Annotated in this window: 13 protein-coding genes; 9 read left to right on the top strand and 4 right to left on the bottom strand. The window is 45.1% G+C overall.

Annotation, left to right across the window (positions count from 1 at the left end; all coding sequences use genetic code 11):
* Window positions 1-60: 60 nt before the first annotated feature.
* The 3 genes from tsf (at window position 61) to recG (ending at window position 4402) form a co-directional block, all read left to right on the top strand.
* Window positions 61-723 carry a translation elongation factor Ts gene (gene tsf, locus ABWT76_RS28465; protein ID WP_190880392.1) on the top strand — a complete coding sequence of 221 codons (663 nt, stop codon included), beginning with the start codon at window positions 61-63 and terminating at the stop codon, window positions 721-723.
* A 117-nt stretch (window positions 724-840) separates the two neighbouring features.
* Window positions 841-1791 carry a hypothetical protein gene (locus ABWT76_RS28460; protein ID WP_054470268.1) on the top strand — a complete coding sequence of 317 codons (951 nt, stop codon included), beginning with the start codon at window positions 841-843 and terminating at the stop codon, window positions 1789-1791.
* A 10-nt stretch (window positions 1792-1801) separates the two neighbouring features.
* Complete coding sequence (gene recG / locus ABWT76_RS28455; RefSeq protein ID WP_054470269.1) at window positions 1802-4402, top strand: ATP-dependent DNA helicase RecG; 2601 nt, start codon at window positions 1802-1804, stop codon at window positions 4400-4402.
* Here recG and ABWT76_RS28450 read toward each other — a convergent pair.
* Window positions 4369-4644, bottom strand: a complete 276-nt coding sequence (locus tag ABWT76_RS28450) for a hypothetical protein (RefSeq protein WP_354635313.1) — start codon at window positions 4642-4644, stop codon at window positions 4369-4371. The two genes, recG and ABWT76_RS28450, sit on opposite strands and share 34 nt — an antisense overlap.
* Window positions 4645-5115: 471 nt before the next feature.
* Here ABWT76_RS28450 and ABWT76_RS28445 point away from each other — a divergent pair, with 471 nt between their 5' ends.
* Entirely contained in the window at window positions 5116-6201 is a 1086-nt protein-coding gene (locus ABWT76_RS28445; RefSeq protein ID WP_054470429.1) for a DUF3474 domain-containing protein, read from the top strand.
* A gap of 376 nt (window positions 6202-6577) precedes the next feature.
* Here ABWT76_RS28445 and ABWT76_RS28440 read toward each other — a convergent pair whose 3' ends face one another.
* The gene (locus tag ABWT76_RS28440) at window positions 6578-7063 is read right to left on the bottom strand and encodes a hypothetical protein (RefSeq protein ID WP_054470431.1); all 486 of its coding nucleotides are present in this window, start codon (window positions 7061-7063) and stop codon (window positions 6578-6580) included.
* A 20-nt stretch (window positions 7064-7083) separates the two neighbouring features.
* Here ABWT76_RS28440 and ABWT76_RS28435 point away from each other — a divergent pair, with 20 nt between their 5' ends.
* From ABWT76_RS28435 to ABWT76_RS28415, 5 genes are all read left to right on the top strand, one after another.
* Window positions 7084-7293 carry a hypothetical protein gene (locus tag ABWT76_RS28435; protein WP_054470433.1) on the top strand — a complete coding sequence of 70 codons (210 nt, stop codon included), beginning with the start codon at window positions 7084-7086 and terminating at the stop codon, window positions 7291-7293.
* A complete protein-coding gene (locus ABWT76_RS28430; protein WP_255353289.1) occupies window positions 7290-7424 on the top strand; it encodes a hypothetical protein in 135 nt (44 codons plus the stop codon). Before ABWT76_RS28435 ends, ABWT76_RS28430 begins: the two co-directional genes overlap by 4 nt.
* Before the next feature lie 679 nt (window positions 7425-8103).
* The gene (locus ABWT76_RS28425) at window positions 8104-9171 is read left to right on the top strand and encodes a transposase (RefSeq protein WP_354635312.1); all 1068 of its coding nucleotides are present in this window, start codon (window positions 8104-8106) and stop codon (window positions 9169-9171) included.
* Window positions 9172-9983: 812 nt separating this feature from the next.
* On the top strand, window positions 9984-10382 hold the full coding sequence (locus ABWT76_RS28420) for a hypothetical protein (protein WP_190883187.1): 399 nt from the start codon (window positions 9984-9986) through the stop codon (window positions 10380-10382).
* 526 nt (window positions 10383-10908) lie between these two features.
* Entirely contained in the window at window positions 10909-11859 is a 951-nt protein-coding gene (locus ABWT76_RS28415) for a hypothetical protein (RefSeq protein ID WP_190880690.1), read from the top strand.
* Between the two features lie 504 nt (window positions 11860-12363).
* On the opposite strand, the gene ABWT76_RS28410 is transcribed toward ABWT76_RS28415, so the two are convergent.
* A complete protein-coding gene (locus ABWT76_RS28410) occupies window positions 12364-12801 on the bottom strand; it encodes an Rrf2 family transcriptional regulator (RefSeq protein ID WP_054470097.1) in 438 nt (145 codons plus the stop codon).
* A gap of 303 nt (window positions 12802-13104) precedes the next feature.
* Complete coding sequence (locus tag ABWT76_RS28405) at window positions 13105-14856, bottom strand: iron uptake porin (RefSeq protein WP_054470092.1); 1752 nt, start codon at window positions 14854-14856, stop codon at window positions 13105-13107.
* Window positions 14857-15754: the final 898 nt, after the last annotated feature.

Raw genomic sequence — 15754 nt, 5'->3', positions numbered from 1 at the left:
AACCAGTCTTCAATATTATTCTACTGTTCAAATTACCCATAGATTCCTAACTCAGGCAACATGGCGGAAATATCTGCAAAAACAGTCAAAGAACTGCGCGAAAAAACCGGCGCAGGTATGATGGACTGTAAAAAAGCTCTCACAGAAAATAACGGCGATATCAACAAAGCGACCGAATGGCTGCGGCAAAAAGGCATCACTTCCGCAGACAAAAAAGCAGGGCGCGTGGCCGCCGAAGGTATTGTAGACAGTTATATCCACACTGGGGGACGCATTGGTGTCTTAGTGGAAGTTAACTGCGAAACTGATTTTGTCGCCCGTCGGCAAGAGTTTCAATCTCTGGTACGCAATATTGCTATGCAAATTGCCGCCTGCCCGCAGGTGGAATATATCAAAGTTTCTGATATTCCAGAGGCGATCGCCCAGAAAGAAAAAGAGATTGAAATGGGTCGTGATGACCTCGGTTCCAAACCCGATAATATTAAAGAAAAAATTGTTCAAGGTCGCATTGAAAAGCGCCTGAAAGAACTTTCTTTGATGGATCAGCCCTATATTCGGGATCAAAATAAAACCGTAGAAGAACTGGTTAAAGAAAGCATTGCTCAACTCGGTGAAAATATCCAAGTCCGTCGGTTTGTCCGGTTTGTCTTGGGTGAAGGCATTGAGAAAGAAGAGAAAAACTTTGCTGAGGAAGTCGCCGCTCAAACTGGTGGAAAGAAATAACAGCCTTCTGTGGTAATGATTTAGTGGTAATGATTTAAGAGATAAAAGGTAAAAGAAAAGCAGAGGTTCTGTTTCTTTTACCTTTTACTTTTTCGGTTATTAAACTTTTCAAAAAATATGTCCAGTAGCCTGAAACAAGTTGAAAAACAATTAGCTGCGATCGAGCAATCTTCAAAAGCGTTAGCCAATGAATTACATCAGACTTTTTTGAATTATTTAAAATTCTTAGGAAATGCCGTAAAAAAACAACTGATTTTAGCCAGCTATTATCTATGTACGCAAGGATACCCAGAAGCTTTCTTAAGCTTATCTTTTAAAGAAAAACAAGAATTACAATCGGCCATTCGCCAGAATGCTCTCAGCGCGGTTCAGGATTTGTCGATTTTACTCACTTTAACTTTAAGAGTTCAACAAAATTTATCTAATGAAACCGATGAAACAGAAAGCGATGCCGCCGCTGATTCTGATGATTTTTCCGAGAATAATTTAGATGAATTAGAGGAAAATGATGAATCAGCGCTATTAGATGAAAGCAGTTTTCATCAAGTAAGCGAAGAGACAGAAAATCCCTGGGCTGGTCTAGTGTTAACAAATCCAGAGCGGATCTCTCAGTGGCATAAAACATTAGAGCAAGGAATTATAGAAATTTTAAGAACAGTTTCTCGGAAAACTAATGAGGATTTACAATCCTATAAAATTTTACCGAAAAATTTACCGGATATTCCCGATATGTTGTTAGAGTTGGGGGCGAAAAATTCTGGTTATGCTGAACCGATGGGTAATTTGCCCAATATCGTCAATTTGACCATTGAAATTGGCAATGATGCCGAAGGGGAAAAATCCAGCAATCGAGAGAAAAAATATAAGGATGTGATTAATATTTTAAAAATTAATTTACGGTTGTCTGATATTGAGTTTGCCGAACCTCTGTTGATGGCAAAACGCAATCAAATTCGTGAACTTTCCCATCGGTTAAATAGTCTTGTAAAGGAGTATCAAAAGAAACAACAAGAACGCATAATTGCTGAAGCAGAAGCAGCTTGGAGATCGAGTTGGTTTGAAGAGTAGGGGATAAGCCGTGACTACAGAATTACCAGATTGGTTGAGATTACAAAAAGCCTTGTCGATTGAAGCAGAAAAAGGCTTTCAAGACTTGATGGGTCATCAATACCGCTTTAGTGAGTTTTTGCATTTGAGTTTAAAAGATAGTCCTGGGGCATTAGTTGCCACCGATCGCCAACAATGGCAAGATTTAGCCAGTAAGTTTGCTGTCTATCCTAAGTTAGATTCTGAACAGCGAAAAACGTTAATTTCCCAGACTAAAATGTTTTTGCTGCAAATGCAGCAGATCCTCACTTGTCAAACAGAGACTTCCTATCAAATTAAGCGATCGCCCCAGGGAAATTCGGTGGCAGAAAATCACTCACCTTTACCAGATCCGACATCGAGAAATTCCGATCGCTTCGCCAAAGCAACGGGATATAAAAATAAAGAAATTCCGGCATCTAATGGTGGATCTAAGGGGGTGGAATCAACCCAGTCAGGGAAAAAATCTGTGAGGAGCGGCCAAATTTCTCTCGATCAAGGATTGATTTCAGTGCCAGGGCTGGGAGAAAAAACCGGCGATCGCCTAGCCAGATTGGGAATTTACACCGTGCGTGACCTACTATTTTATTACCCAAGAGATCATATTGACTACGCTCGTCAAGTACCGATCAAAGAATTAGAAGCCGGTGAAACCGTGACTATTATCGGCACTGTGAAACGGTGTAATTGTTTTACCAGTCCTCGCAACAAAAAATTAAGTATCCTGGACATTGTGCTCAAAGACCATACAGGTGACATTAAGCTGAGTCGTTTTTTTGCCGGTCGGATGAGTTCTCGCGGTTGGCAAGAACAGCAAAAACGGCTTTATCCAGTTGGGGCAATGGTAGCAGCTTCGGGATTAGTGAAAAAAAGTAAATATGGCACCACCCTAGATAATCCCCAATTGGAAGTCCTCGATCAGATCGGTGGTGAATTGGACTCCAGCACCGTTGGTCGAGTCCTCCCAATTTATGCTCTCACCGAGGGAGTCACCGCTGATGTGGTGCGAAGGGCGGCGCTGAAAATTTTGCCAATGGCGGAACTTTTACAAGACCCCTTACCCGCAGGTCTGAGGAAAAAGTACGGGTTAATCGATTTACCAGAAGCGATCGCCAACATCCACTTTCCCCCCGATCGCCATATCCTTGCCGAAGCCCGGCGCCGCCTAGTCTTTGATGAATTCTTTTATCTACAACTGGGACTACTCAACCGGCGTCATACGGCCAAACAATCCACCACCACCGCCATCTTAGAACCCAAAGGGGAATTGATTGCCGAATTTTATCGGCTGCTGCCCTTTAAACTCACCAAAGCCCAACAGCGAGTCATCAACGAGATTTTCGGCGACTTAGCAAAACCCGAACCGATGAACCGCTTAGTCCAAGGGGATGTCGGTTCTGGTAAAACCGTGGTCGCCGTCGTAGCTATGTTAGCCGCCATTCAATCCGGCTATCAAACCGCAATCATGGCTCCCACAGAAGTCTTAGCGGAACAACATTATAAAAAAATCGTTGAATGGTTCAATTTACTGCATTTGCCCGTAGAACTGCTCACAGGTTCTACCAAAACCGCCAAACGTAAACAAATTTATGCCCAACTGGAAACCAGCGAATTACCCGCGATCGTGGGAACCCATGCCCTGATCCAAGACTCGGTAAATTTCCACCGCTTAGGACTGATTGTGATCGACGAACAGCATCGCTTTGGAGTCCAACAGCGGGCGCTACTACAGCAAAAAGGAGTCGATGGCGTCACCCATGTGCTGACCATGACTGCCACCCCCATTCCCCGCACCCTCGCCCTCACCTTACATGGGGATTTAGATGTCAGCCAGATTGATGAATTGCCCCCCGGACGCCAAGCCATTCAAACCACAGTCCTATCAGGGAAAGACCGCCACGAAGCTTATGACTTGATTCGGCGAGAAATTGTCCAAGGGCGACAAGCTTATGTAGTGTTGCCATTAATTGAAGAATCGGAAAAAATCGACTTGAAGTCGGCGATCGAAGAATATCAGCGACTCCAGGACGTGATTTATCCAGAATTTCAAGTGGGATTATTGCATGGCCGCATGACTTCCGCCGAAAAAGAAGCAGCGATTAATCAATTTCGGGAAAGAGAAACCCAAATTTTAGTCTCCACCACAGTGGTAGAAGTGGGGGTGGATGTACCCAACGCCACAGTGATGCTGATTGAAAATGCCGAACGCTTTGGCCTATCTCAATTACACCAACTACGCGGGCGGGTTGGTCGGGGGGCAGAACGTTCTTATTGTTTGTTAATGACTCATCCCAAAGCCACCGATGATGCCAAACAGCGATTAAATGTGATGGCTCAGTCTCAAGATGGATTTTTAATTGCCGAAATGGATATGCGCTTGCGGGGGCCGGGTCAAGTCTTGGGAACCAAGCAGTCTGGTTTACCGGACTTTGCCCTGGCGAGTTTGTCCGAAGACCAGGATGTATTGATTTTGGCGCGGGATGCCGCCGAAAAAGTGATCGAAAAAGATCCCACTTTAAATCGGTGGCCTTTGTTGAAACTGGAGTTAGATCAGCGCTATCAACGGCTGATGGGTGGGGCAATTTTGACGTGATTTCGGATTAGGGAACGGGGAACCGGGGTGCGGCGGTGCAGGGGTGCAGGGGAAGAGAGGGTGTAGGGTGTAGGGTGTAGGGTGTAGGGTGTAGGGTGTAGGGTGTAGGGTGTAGGGTGTAGGGTGTAGCCCTTCGGCAGGCTCAGGGTAAGAGGTGTAGGGTGTAGGGTGTAGGGTGTAGGGTGTAGGGTGTAGGGGGAAGAGAGATGCATAGAAGAGAGATGCATAGAAGAGAGATGCATAGAATTTTCCTCTTTCCTCTTTCCTCTTCCCTCTTTCCTCTTTCCTCTTTGCTCTTTCCTCTTTCCTCTTTGCTCTTTCCTCTTTGCTCTTTCCTCTTTGCTCTTTCCTCTTTCCTCTTTGCTCTTTCCTCTTTCCTCTTTCCTCTTTCCTCTTCCCCCACACCCCACACTCCCCACACTCCCCACACTTCCCACACTCCCCACACCCCACACCCTACACCCTACACCGATGGCGGCCCCACACCCCACACCCCAAAAGCCCCTCTGCACCTCTGCCTGTTGCCCTACACCCTATTGCCGTTTTGTAACAAACAACAAATAACAAATAACAAACAAAAAACAAAAAACAACAAACAACAAATAAAATTGTAAAAAAAAACAAAAATTTTGACTTTATCACCCACTATCTGTAAAGCTATGTAAAGGTAAAATCAATTCTGTCATTTCATTTCTACTTACAACCAAATTCAAGTGCAAGTAAACACTCTCGAGTTCAACCAGCCTCGGACAGAGGAAGTCTCAAAAAAAACTTCCAATCCGCCATTTACTTTACAGCAGTTAAAGGCAGCGATTCCCGCCGAATGCTTTCAACCTTCGACATGGCGATCGCTCTCATACTTTTTTCTGGATGTGGGCATCATTGCGGGACTATATGCGATCGCGCACACCCTAGACTCCTGGTTCTTCTGGCCAATCTTCTGGCTGATGCAAGGCACCATGTTCTGGGCCTTATTTGTGGTTGGACACGACTGCGGACATCGTTCCTTCTCTCGCCATAAATGGGTCAATGACCTCTTCGGTCATCTTTCCCATACCCCCATCCTCGTCCCCTTTCATGGCTGGCGAATCAGTCACCGGACTCATCACCAAAACACCGGCAACCTGGACACCGATGAAAGCTGGTATCCGGTCAAACAGTCCACTTATGAGCAAATGCTCTGGTATGAAAAGTTCTTGCGCTTTGAGTGGGCATTACTACTGGTCTATCCCCTTTACCTATTTAAGCGTTCTCCCGAACGACCAGGTGGATCTCATTTTATGCCCGGTAGTCCCCTATTTAAACCCTCGGAAAAATGGGACGTAATTACCAGCACGATCTGCTGGAGTCTGATGGTAGCCTTATTGGGTTTCCTCACCTATCAATGGGGCTTTATGTGGCTGGTGAAATACTATCTCGGCCCTTACATTGTCTTCGTGATTTGGCTAGATTTAGTCACCTTTCTCCACCATACCGATCCTGACATCCCCTGGTATCGCGGTGATGATTGGTATTTTCTCAAAGGTGCGCTTTCCACCATTGACCATGATTATGGGTTTATCAACAATATCCACCACAATATTGGCACCCATGTTGCCCATCATATTTTCTTAAATATGCCTCACTACCATCTCAAAACCGCGACTGAGGCTATTAAACCAATTTTAGGAGATTACTATCGTAAATCCGAACGCTCAATCTTTGAGGCTTTTTGGCGTTCTTACAACACTTGTCATTTTGTACCCAATGAGGGCGGACAAGTTTACTATCAACCTAAAACCACACTAGACAACAAATAAAGAAAAAAGATTGATTATCAATCTTCGTTTCTTGGGATGAATTTTGAGGATTATCGCCGGATTCATCCCAACAATAATCCCCTCAAATTCAATTGATATTTTTGATTTTTTATAGACAGATATTGTTTGATATTTGCTGGGGATTTATTAATCAATAAAAATTCATAATCCTGATTATTTCACTATGATGATTTGAATGAAACAGAATGAAAAAGGATGTTTTTTTATCCTTCAATAACAATAAAAACCACAAAAAAACCCAGCTTGGGCTAGGTTTATGTGGTAAATCTTTCCCTAACAAAATCCGCTGGATCATCGAACATCCAAACCTTAATCATCGATTAATAATTGCTCAAAAACATTATAAAAATATCTATTACTCTTGTTCTGGTTTTCCATAAAGAACTTCTTCGACTTCTGCATTAGTTTTGCCTAAAATTCTGGCGATGGGAGAAATTAAACTCGGCTCAATGGATTTCCCCGCAAAAATACTTTGGAGTTCTTTGGGTGAGAGTTTGAAAGTATCGCAAAATTTGACAAATTCTGGGGTACTGACCTGTAAATCTTGTTGTCTTTCCCGCAAGAGAAAGGCGATCGCTCTTGGGCCAAACTTAGGCCGTTCAGCCAGACTCAGATATTTTTTCATCAAAGCATCGACTTTACCGGCATCCGCACCAGCCTGACGCAGCAAATCCAAACAAGCGATGCGTAAAGCTTTGCGAAGTCTTTCCTCTTGATTCAAAATTTCTACGATCTCTTCAGAATATTCAGGACTACAAAATCCCGCCAATGAACCTTTATATAAAATTGGCACATACAGATCGTGTCCCAATTCCCAAGAAGCATCATTATTTGCCGTCATAATCGGACTTTCTCCTGAAAATGATATTCGCTAGTTTCTCAGAAACGATCGCCCGTTGGCAAGTCACTCAAGGGCAAAACTCCCCCGATCGCGTTGGTTCTGAGTTAATTGCTCTGAGGGTTTGCCATCAATCCATCGGCGGATCGGCGGGGATGCTCCCGCTCGGCGATCGCCAACTCAGGATGAATCTTGTCGGACTGAAGCCCAGGGAATCAGACCGGGCTGATTGATCTATCTGGGCAATCCCTCGATTACCCCTATCAGTGCTGTAGTGATTTCCCGATCGGCGAATCATCTCAGGAAGATTAAGAATATAGGCGATCGCGATCGCTTTACCCAACCGCAGCAAGTCAGAGTTTAATCACAAAGCCTGCCCCCGTGAAGACGGGGGTTATTCAACAGTGTCAGTTTTGTTAACAGATGCTCATGTATGCTAAAGTTTAAGAGATGGCATACATACCACTCAGGAAAGCGGTCGAATTTCTGGGTGTACATCCCAACACCGGAGCGAAAATACGCTGATGAAAAGAAGATCAAAAACATCAAAAACACCGCCTACCAAAGACTCTATGATGTCGAATCATCGGTGCGGGATACAGTTGGAGCTACCACGGCTTGCTACTGCCGAGTTAGTTCAACAAAACAACGATCTCACCTCGACAGACAAGTTGCCTATATGTAATCAATCTACCCAGACGCAGAAATTATCCGAGATATCGGCTTTAGATCGGGGCTTAATTTCAAACGCAAAGGGTTGCTTTGGTTACTGGTCAGACTTATGCGAGGCGATTAGCTCACAGTTATTTTTGCCTGTCGTGACAGATTGTGTCGAAAAGGATTTGAATTATTCGAGTTTATGGCACAACAAAACGGTAGAGGCATCGTGGTTTAAGAAAACTCTGTAAAATGTCCAGAAGCCCAACTCACAGCCGATATTCTCTCCATCCCTCACGTCTTTTATTGTCGGATACACGGATTCAGAAGCTACAGTAAGAAAATCAAGGAAGCTCCGAATCTATCTAAACCCAGAACAAAAAAAATTGCTTAAACAATGGTTCGGAGTTAGTAGATTTGTCTACAACGAAACCATTAAATATTTGCAGCAGCCCGATACAAAAGCTAACTGGATGGCGATTAAAACAGGAATCTTGAATGGATTACCTGAATGGGCTAAACCTGTTCCTTATCAAATTAAATCAATCGCCATCAAAGATGCTTGTTTAGCCGTTAAAGCCGCTAAACAAGGGTTTAAGGCAGATGGCAAGATTCGTCAATGCAAATTTCGGAGTCGTAAAGACGTAAAGCAATCAATCTATATACCTAAATCAGCGATTAAAGATTGTGGGATTTACCACAGTATATTGGGAAAGGGTAAATTCAAAGAGTCACTACCCGAGAATTTTAGCGATGGTCGATTAACACTAACTTACGGTGAGTATTACTTGACTATCTCGACAGAATTGCAACAACTAAATTCCGAGAATCAAGGGAGAGTTGTTGCCTTAGCTCCTGGTGTCCGCACGTTTATGACATTTTTTTCGGAAACATCTTTTGGTTGGCTAGGCAAAGATTCTAACTTACACATTCAGAAATTGTGTTTCAAATTAGACAAATTAGTGTCTCGACTATCAAAAGCCAAGTGTAAACAGAAAAGAAATCTCAAAAAAGCCGCGAGTAGACTTGGTTGTAAAATCAAGAACTTAGTCAAGGAATTGCATTATAAGACAGCTAGATTTTTAGTAGAAAACTTTGATGTGATTTTCCTCCCAACATTTGAAACATCACAGATGGTTTCTAAGTCAAGACGTAAAAGAAACAAATCTGTCAGGCTTATGCTAACTCTAAGTCATTATGAGTTTAAGCAATTTCTGAAATGGAAGGCTTGGGAAAACCACAAAATTGTGATTGATTGCAACGAAGCCTACACTTCTAAAACGGTGTCATGGACTGGTGAAATTATCAATAATTTGGGTGGAGCAAAAACGATTAAATCGAATTCCACCCAATTAAAGATGGACAGGGATTTAAATGGTGCGCGAGGGATCTTCCTACGTGCATTGGTTGATACGCCTTGGTTGAGAGAGTATCTCAACTTATGTGTTTGTTAGCAAATGTTAGCAAAAAAGTATCGGCAATTGATCGATCTGCCTGCTTGATCTAGATTTGTTGACATCCAGTCAGATTAAGCAGCGATCGCTGCGAATCTGATCATTTTCCATTAAGATAGGGGCATTGATCTGTGTGTATTTCGCTTTCACGAGTGGAAAGCCACAGCTTTAGAGGAGTAGTCCAAATCGGCTTAACTGCCGATCTTAATCGACAAAAAGACCAAATTCACTTGTACATCAGGAAGCGCTATCACCCGCCTCGCTTCCTCCCTTTACCATATAGGGCTCAGTAGCGGTATTTTTGGACAATGAACGGAAAACAGCGATTCTCAAATCTTACAGCGCCCGCAAAAGGCGTCATTATCGGCGGTTTAGCTGCCGCAGCCAGCGCGATCGCCACAGTCGTGGCGCCCAGCGCCCCGGCTGAAGCAGTAGTGTCTCCAGTGTCACCGGCACCCACAACCCCCGCACAACCACTGAATCCTAACCTGGGTGGAACCCCAACCGAAACGCCGACGCCGACGCCGACCCCGACCCCGACCCCGACGCCGACCCCGACGCCGACCCCGACGCCCACCCCGACGCCCACCCCGACGGAGACCCCGACGCCGACCCCGACGCCCACCCCGACGCCGACACCTACTCCGACGCCGACCCCGACGCCGACCCCGACGCCCACCCCGACGGAGACCCCGACGCCCACCCCGACGCCGACACCTACTCCGACTCCGACACCAACCAACTTTGGCCCACTGAGTGCGGCTTTCGTTAACGCGCAGGCAGCGGCGTTGGGTCTGACTCCAGCACAATATATGGCTTTACCCTTGGTGCAGGAAGCGATCGCCAGATTTGGTGCCGGGGCTGAGGCTTTTCTGGCGGCATTTGCAAAACGTGGCCTTGGCCTTGACGCTTACCGCAACTCCGCATTTATCAACCTTATTGCCACTGTGGCCAATGCTGATGACGCCATTCGTGTCTTTAACGCCTTATCGGACAAGCAGTTGGCCTTGCTCTATCGTTTGGGCTTGACTCGATTTGGTGGTTTACCCATTCGGCCGGCGCGAGCATTTTCACGCCTTCGCTACTCCCAAATCACCTTGACTCAAATGCTGGCCTACAAATTTACTTCAGTTCGCTTCACCGGACCCGGTGGTGTGATTGCTCCCGGCTTGTTCAATCGTCAAAGAAGCACTAATGACAATAACGACTAAGGAACTAAGGATTCTCTGAATCTCTGGTTAACTCCTTAAAATCTTGGCATTTTTTAGGGAGTAAACCCCAAACTTAATTCATCAAAAGCTGACCAACATCAATTGGTCAGCTTTTTTTGGGGATCTCGCCGATGACAGGCTCGGTGAAATGGTCTCTCCTAGCCCAGTCATGTCCGCCTGTCATCAATCTTCTCAAGTCAAATCTGATGAGGATATACCCTTGATAACAGAAGAAATTTAATAATAATTAACTTGCATTTGAAATAAAATAAGCTATAATCTAACTTAGATGCGAAAAAAACAAACTAATTTTTTAACATAGGGGCATTCAAGGGTGTGAATTTCGCGTGATTAGGGTGTACGTTCGCGAAGAGGAGCCGTCCAAATCGGTGAGATTAGCAAAAAATATCAAAAATCTATGCTAATTACAGCCAAAGCATACATTATACAAAGGAAGCGCGATCGCCCGCCGAGCTTCCTCTCTTGATGTCAAAACATCAGGGGATTTACCACGGGTTTTTGGACTATGAACGGAAAACAACAAAATTTAACCCCACAAAGCTTAGTCATCGGTAGCTTAGTCGCAGCGAGCACCGCTTTTGGTGCCATAGTCGCGGCTCCACTCTCTGCCAAAGCACAAAATACTGTATCTCCAGTCACACCCCCTCCAACTTCACCGGTCGGCACAACGACGACCGTATTAGATTTCACCAACCTTCTCAGTGGTACAGAAACCAGCACTCAAACGACCACAACCACCACTCAACAAGGGACAACCACAACCACCACTACTACTACCAGCACTCAAACTACTTCTACAACTCAGAGCAGTTCCACTCAGGAAACAACTCAAGTTTCTACTGGTTCTACTGGTGAGGTGGTCAGTGGCAGCAGTAACAGCGAAATCTCAACTCAAGGTCAGCAAATAACCAACGTCTCCACTGGTTTAGAAGCGACCACCAGCGTCACCTCAGAAACCACCACTTCCACCGAAACCGTTGCCGTAGTCATCAGCCTTTCGCAGCAATATGCCACTGCCACAGGTCTTGATGCCGCATTAATCGCTGAATTAGCCCGCCTATTAGGAATCGACCCTGACATCTTGGTTGGCACCTTAATTTTTGATAAACTTCGTGGTCTTCAGGGGAATAAACAACTCGCCCTGGAAGCATTTATCAACGCCTTAAAAAGAGCCGGTTTATTTGGAAAAGACGCTTTCAACAATGAAGCTTTTGCCGAATTTTTTGGCAGCTATGCCACCGCTGAAGAATTAGCGGCTATTTTCAATAGTTTGTCGGAAGTTCGCATCCGTTTCTTAGCTCAGTCTGCCAAGTTCTTTGCGAATAATGGTTTCCGATTCCGGTTTGCTCGGAAAAATATCAGCTTCGCACAATTTTTCGTGTACAAATACACTGGAACTCGTGCGATTGGCTTCTCCCCGGCAAGAGGTAGTAATAATCGACGAGACAACGACTAATTTATTGAATTTATTGAAAGAATTGATCTGAGTATTTTCCGGTTATTTAAAATATCTATGGGTCAATTCCTACAAACTATTATCTCAGCAATTAGCTTTTCAACTTCATTCCTAGGCTATGCCTGGGAATGCTTTTTTGCAGAATCATTCGCCCCCTCGAATAACAAACAACCAACAACACTGGTGCAGGGGTGCAGGGGTGCGGGGGTGCGGAGGGGCTTCAGGAGCCGGGGAAGAGAGGGTGTAGGGTGTAGGGTGTAGGGTGTAGGGGGCAGAGAGGCTTCAGGAGCGGAGGGGCTTCAGGAGCAGGGGGGCTTCAGGAGCAGAGGAGCAGGGGGGCTTCAGGAGCAGAGGAGAAAAATATTTCCCCGTTCCCCGATAACTGTTCCCCGTTCCCTACCCAACAACAACCAAAGAATCCCTACCCAACAATCCACCAACAACAATCAACCAACAACAATCAACCAACAACCAAATAATCCCTACCCAACAACCAACAACCAACTAAATATAATACATAAGATTCAACTGCTGTCTAGCATGACGCTGGTTACATAAATCTTGAAGATTATACTTTTGTAAAATCCCAAAATAAGCATCACAGGCTTCTTGCCAGACTTCTCGGACTAAAATACTTTCAATCGTTTTTCGATTCATATTGTCTGGACGGTTGTTGATATCTAATCCTTCAATACAACTCACCACTTCGAGTAGAGTAATTTTCCAGGGTTCTCTAGCTAGAAGATACCCGCCCCTTGCCCCCCGTTGACTGCGAACCAAACCACCTCGCCTTAACATAGCTAATAGCTGCTCTAAGTAACGGTCGGGGATATTTTGTTGTGCAGCAATTTGCCGAATTTGTCGAGGTTCACTGTCATAATAATGAGCCGTCAGTTCTAACAAAGCTAAAAGTGCGTATTCGGTTTTACAGGTAATTTCCATATTTGTTATTTGTTGTTTGTTGTTGGTTGTTGGTTGTTGGTTGTTTGTTGTTTGTTGGTTGTTGGGTAGGGATTCTTTGGTTGTTGTTTGTTGTTTGTTAGTGCTTTCCCCTAAACCATGCATCACAAATAACGCATCAGAAATAAATTGTTCTCTTCTTCTTGATTATTATACTCCGGTTATCCACTGGGGTTTAGTAATTTTAATTCATGGTAATAAAAAAGCCCTGCGATTTGCAGGGCTAGAACTAACTTAAGCTAGGTTCAAACCAGATCAAGCGATCTGGTTTTTCCTGAACCAGAATTAGAATCTAAAGGTGGTTCTGAGAGTTCCAATTACCAGGTCATCGTTGTTGCTGTTGTGATCGGGAGCAGTCAACCAGACGAAGGCTGGAGTAATGGAAATGTTATTGGACAGTTGATATTCGTAGAAACCTTCAATGTGCAGGGAAGTATCCGCATCTTCCAGACCGGCTAATGCTCCATCACTGCTGGTGACTTTGGGTTCCATGCCCACAATCAGACCCAGTTGGCTTCCCGGAGGACCCGCATCGACCCCTAAAGTCACCGCCCAGTTCCAGGCAGCCATGTCACCGTCTAATCCTGAATCTTTGATATTTGAATCAGTGTAACCCAACCAGCCACCGAGTTTAATCGGCATATCAGCAGTTTCGTAGCCGAATTGCAGGCCGTAGGCATTGGTGGAAGTGGTGAAACCAATGGAAGAAACTGGGGTGGCAAAAATGCTCCCTGTCTGGGTGTCTTTGTTGTAGGCATTAACGTAGGTTAAACCCAGTTTTAAGCCATCAACAGGTTTTAATACCAACTGAGCTATAGCGCCGTAAGGCCCATCAAACAAACCATTTTGGGGGAGGGGGCTGGCCGCAGAACGACCCAAGTTGTCATTACCAGCTAAATAACCCAAGCTGACTTCAGCTTTGCCAGCATCGTAGGTTAAACCGACACCAGTACCAGTCACCATGTTATAAATGGGCGGGCGAGTCCCAAAGCGAGATACGGCACCACTGCCACCATCGCCATCTAAGGGCACCACGGTGCTGGCGAAATCATCCACGGCTCCAGCATTGGCAATAAAAGCAATCCGAGTCTTTTCACCCAGGTTGGTGCTGTACAGCAAGGAATCCAAGCGGAAAGTGGTGTCTCCATCTTGGTCAAGTCCGGCATTAAACATCAAATCGCCTTCAGGGGTGAAGGTGTTGTTCTGGGCAAATGAATCCAGACTGGCGACTTGCAGGCGAGTCCGCAGTAAGTCTTGACCGGAGAAACTGGTGTCGAAATTGAGACGAGTCCGAGTTCCCAGGGCAAATTCACCGTTGACATCAGCGTTAGTCGCACTACCACCATCAGCAGCAACCAAGGCAAAGATGGATTCGCCAAATAGTTTGGTAGTGGTGGAGAATTGATTGGCTTCGAGTTCGGCGGTACGCACTTCTAGGGCGTTCACCTGACCGCGCAGCAATTCCAGTTCAGCGGCAAATTCATCCATTAATCTTTGGATGGCGAGGAGGTCTTCTCTAGTCACTTCCCCTTGTACCTGGCTGATCAAGATTTGAATCTGATCCAAACAACTATTTAAACCAGCGGCAAATTCATAGCGAGTCAACGCCCGACTGCCCCGGAAAGTGCCATCAGGATAACCGGCAATACAACCGTAGCGTTCCACCAGGTTCTGTAGCGCTTGGAATGCCCAGTCGGTGGGTTTGACGTCTGATAGCTGAGATACGGAAGTTAACTGACCGGCTGAAGTATTCGCAGAACCTTCTCGGCTGTACTGATTCAGTCTTTGGATGACGTTTTGCTCGTTGGAGCGGGTCTCAGTAGCTTGAGCGATGATTTCTGGTTGACTGGGGAAATTCACCTCGGAGGCAAACACAGAAGTGACTGGCTGCACTTGAGAGGTTTGAGTTTCACCCGCTTCAGTTTGTCCTAAATTGGACTGGGCTTCACCAACAGCATAAGCTGAAGATGAGACTAACAAGGTCGCCCCTAATAATGCTGGGCTAACCAACAGAGAACTCCATAAGATTTTAGACATTTTCCCTCTTGTCCTCACACCTTTTTTATCGAGAGACTAACGGTCTATTTGGCTAGATTCTAGCAAGAGCCATTAGCTTTTGTCAGGTGACAGCGCATTTGGGCGCTTAACCTGTGTTGGGTATTGTTTGAATCCTGCCACTTTGAAGATGGCTGATATATCTGAGCTTATATCTAGGGGATTGGCCACTATATACTCAGCCTAGAGTACCATTGACGATCGCCTAATATTTGTGGTCTGATTTCGGCCAACCAGTCGTCTCTGCAATCTTCTTGCCGGAGATATCTGATGATTCAGCATAACCAGGGTTTATTTAGGCAGTCAATGCAGTGGATCTCCTTTGCTATTTCACTCTTTGTCAGTTTTAACCTAGATTATGTTTCAGTGGCCTGTTAGGGTTTCCTGAAAATTAGGCTAAATAAATTCACTCCTGAGTTGCTTTTGGGCAGATGCTCAATGGTTTCTGGTCTTGATTTTAGCCTCCCCATGACGCATAAGCTTAAGTTTACAGGGTTTTTGGTTCAACAGTAAACGCTACGCTCATACTACATCATAAGTCACCGATCGGGATGGATAGCTGCGTTATTATAACTTCACTGGTCTTTCGGTGCCATGTCACCCTGGACAACAGCAATCATGCCGATGGTCAAGATGGCTATGCTTAAAGCCAATACCAAATACTGATGGCTAATTAGATTTTAGACCAATTTTAGCTCAATTTTAGCTCAACTTTAGATCAACTCGATGATGTTTCATGTATAGCATTCCGCTCATTCAGCGATCGAACAGATACATGAGAGAGTGCCCCTCGATCAGGGCGATCCGTCAAAGCCCGATAGCCTATAACGATGCTGCCTTGGTTTCAAAGTTCCTATCCCACTTCGATCGCGGTTGTCAC

This window comes from Planktothricoides raciborskii GIHE-MW2, assembly GCF_040564635.1.
Taxonomy (GTDB): domain Bacteria; phylum Cyanobacteriota; class Cyanobacteriia; order Cyanobacteriales; family Laspinemataceae; genus Planktothricoides; species Planktothricoides raciborskii.
Note: the sequence above shows the minus strand (reverse complement) of the source record. Positions and strands in the feature narration are given on the sequence as shown.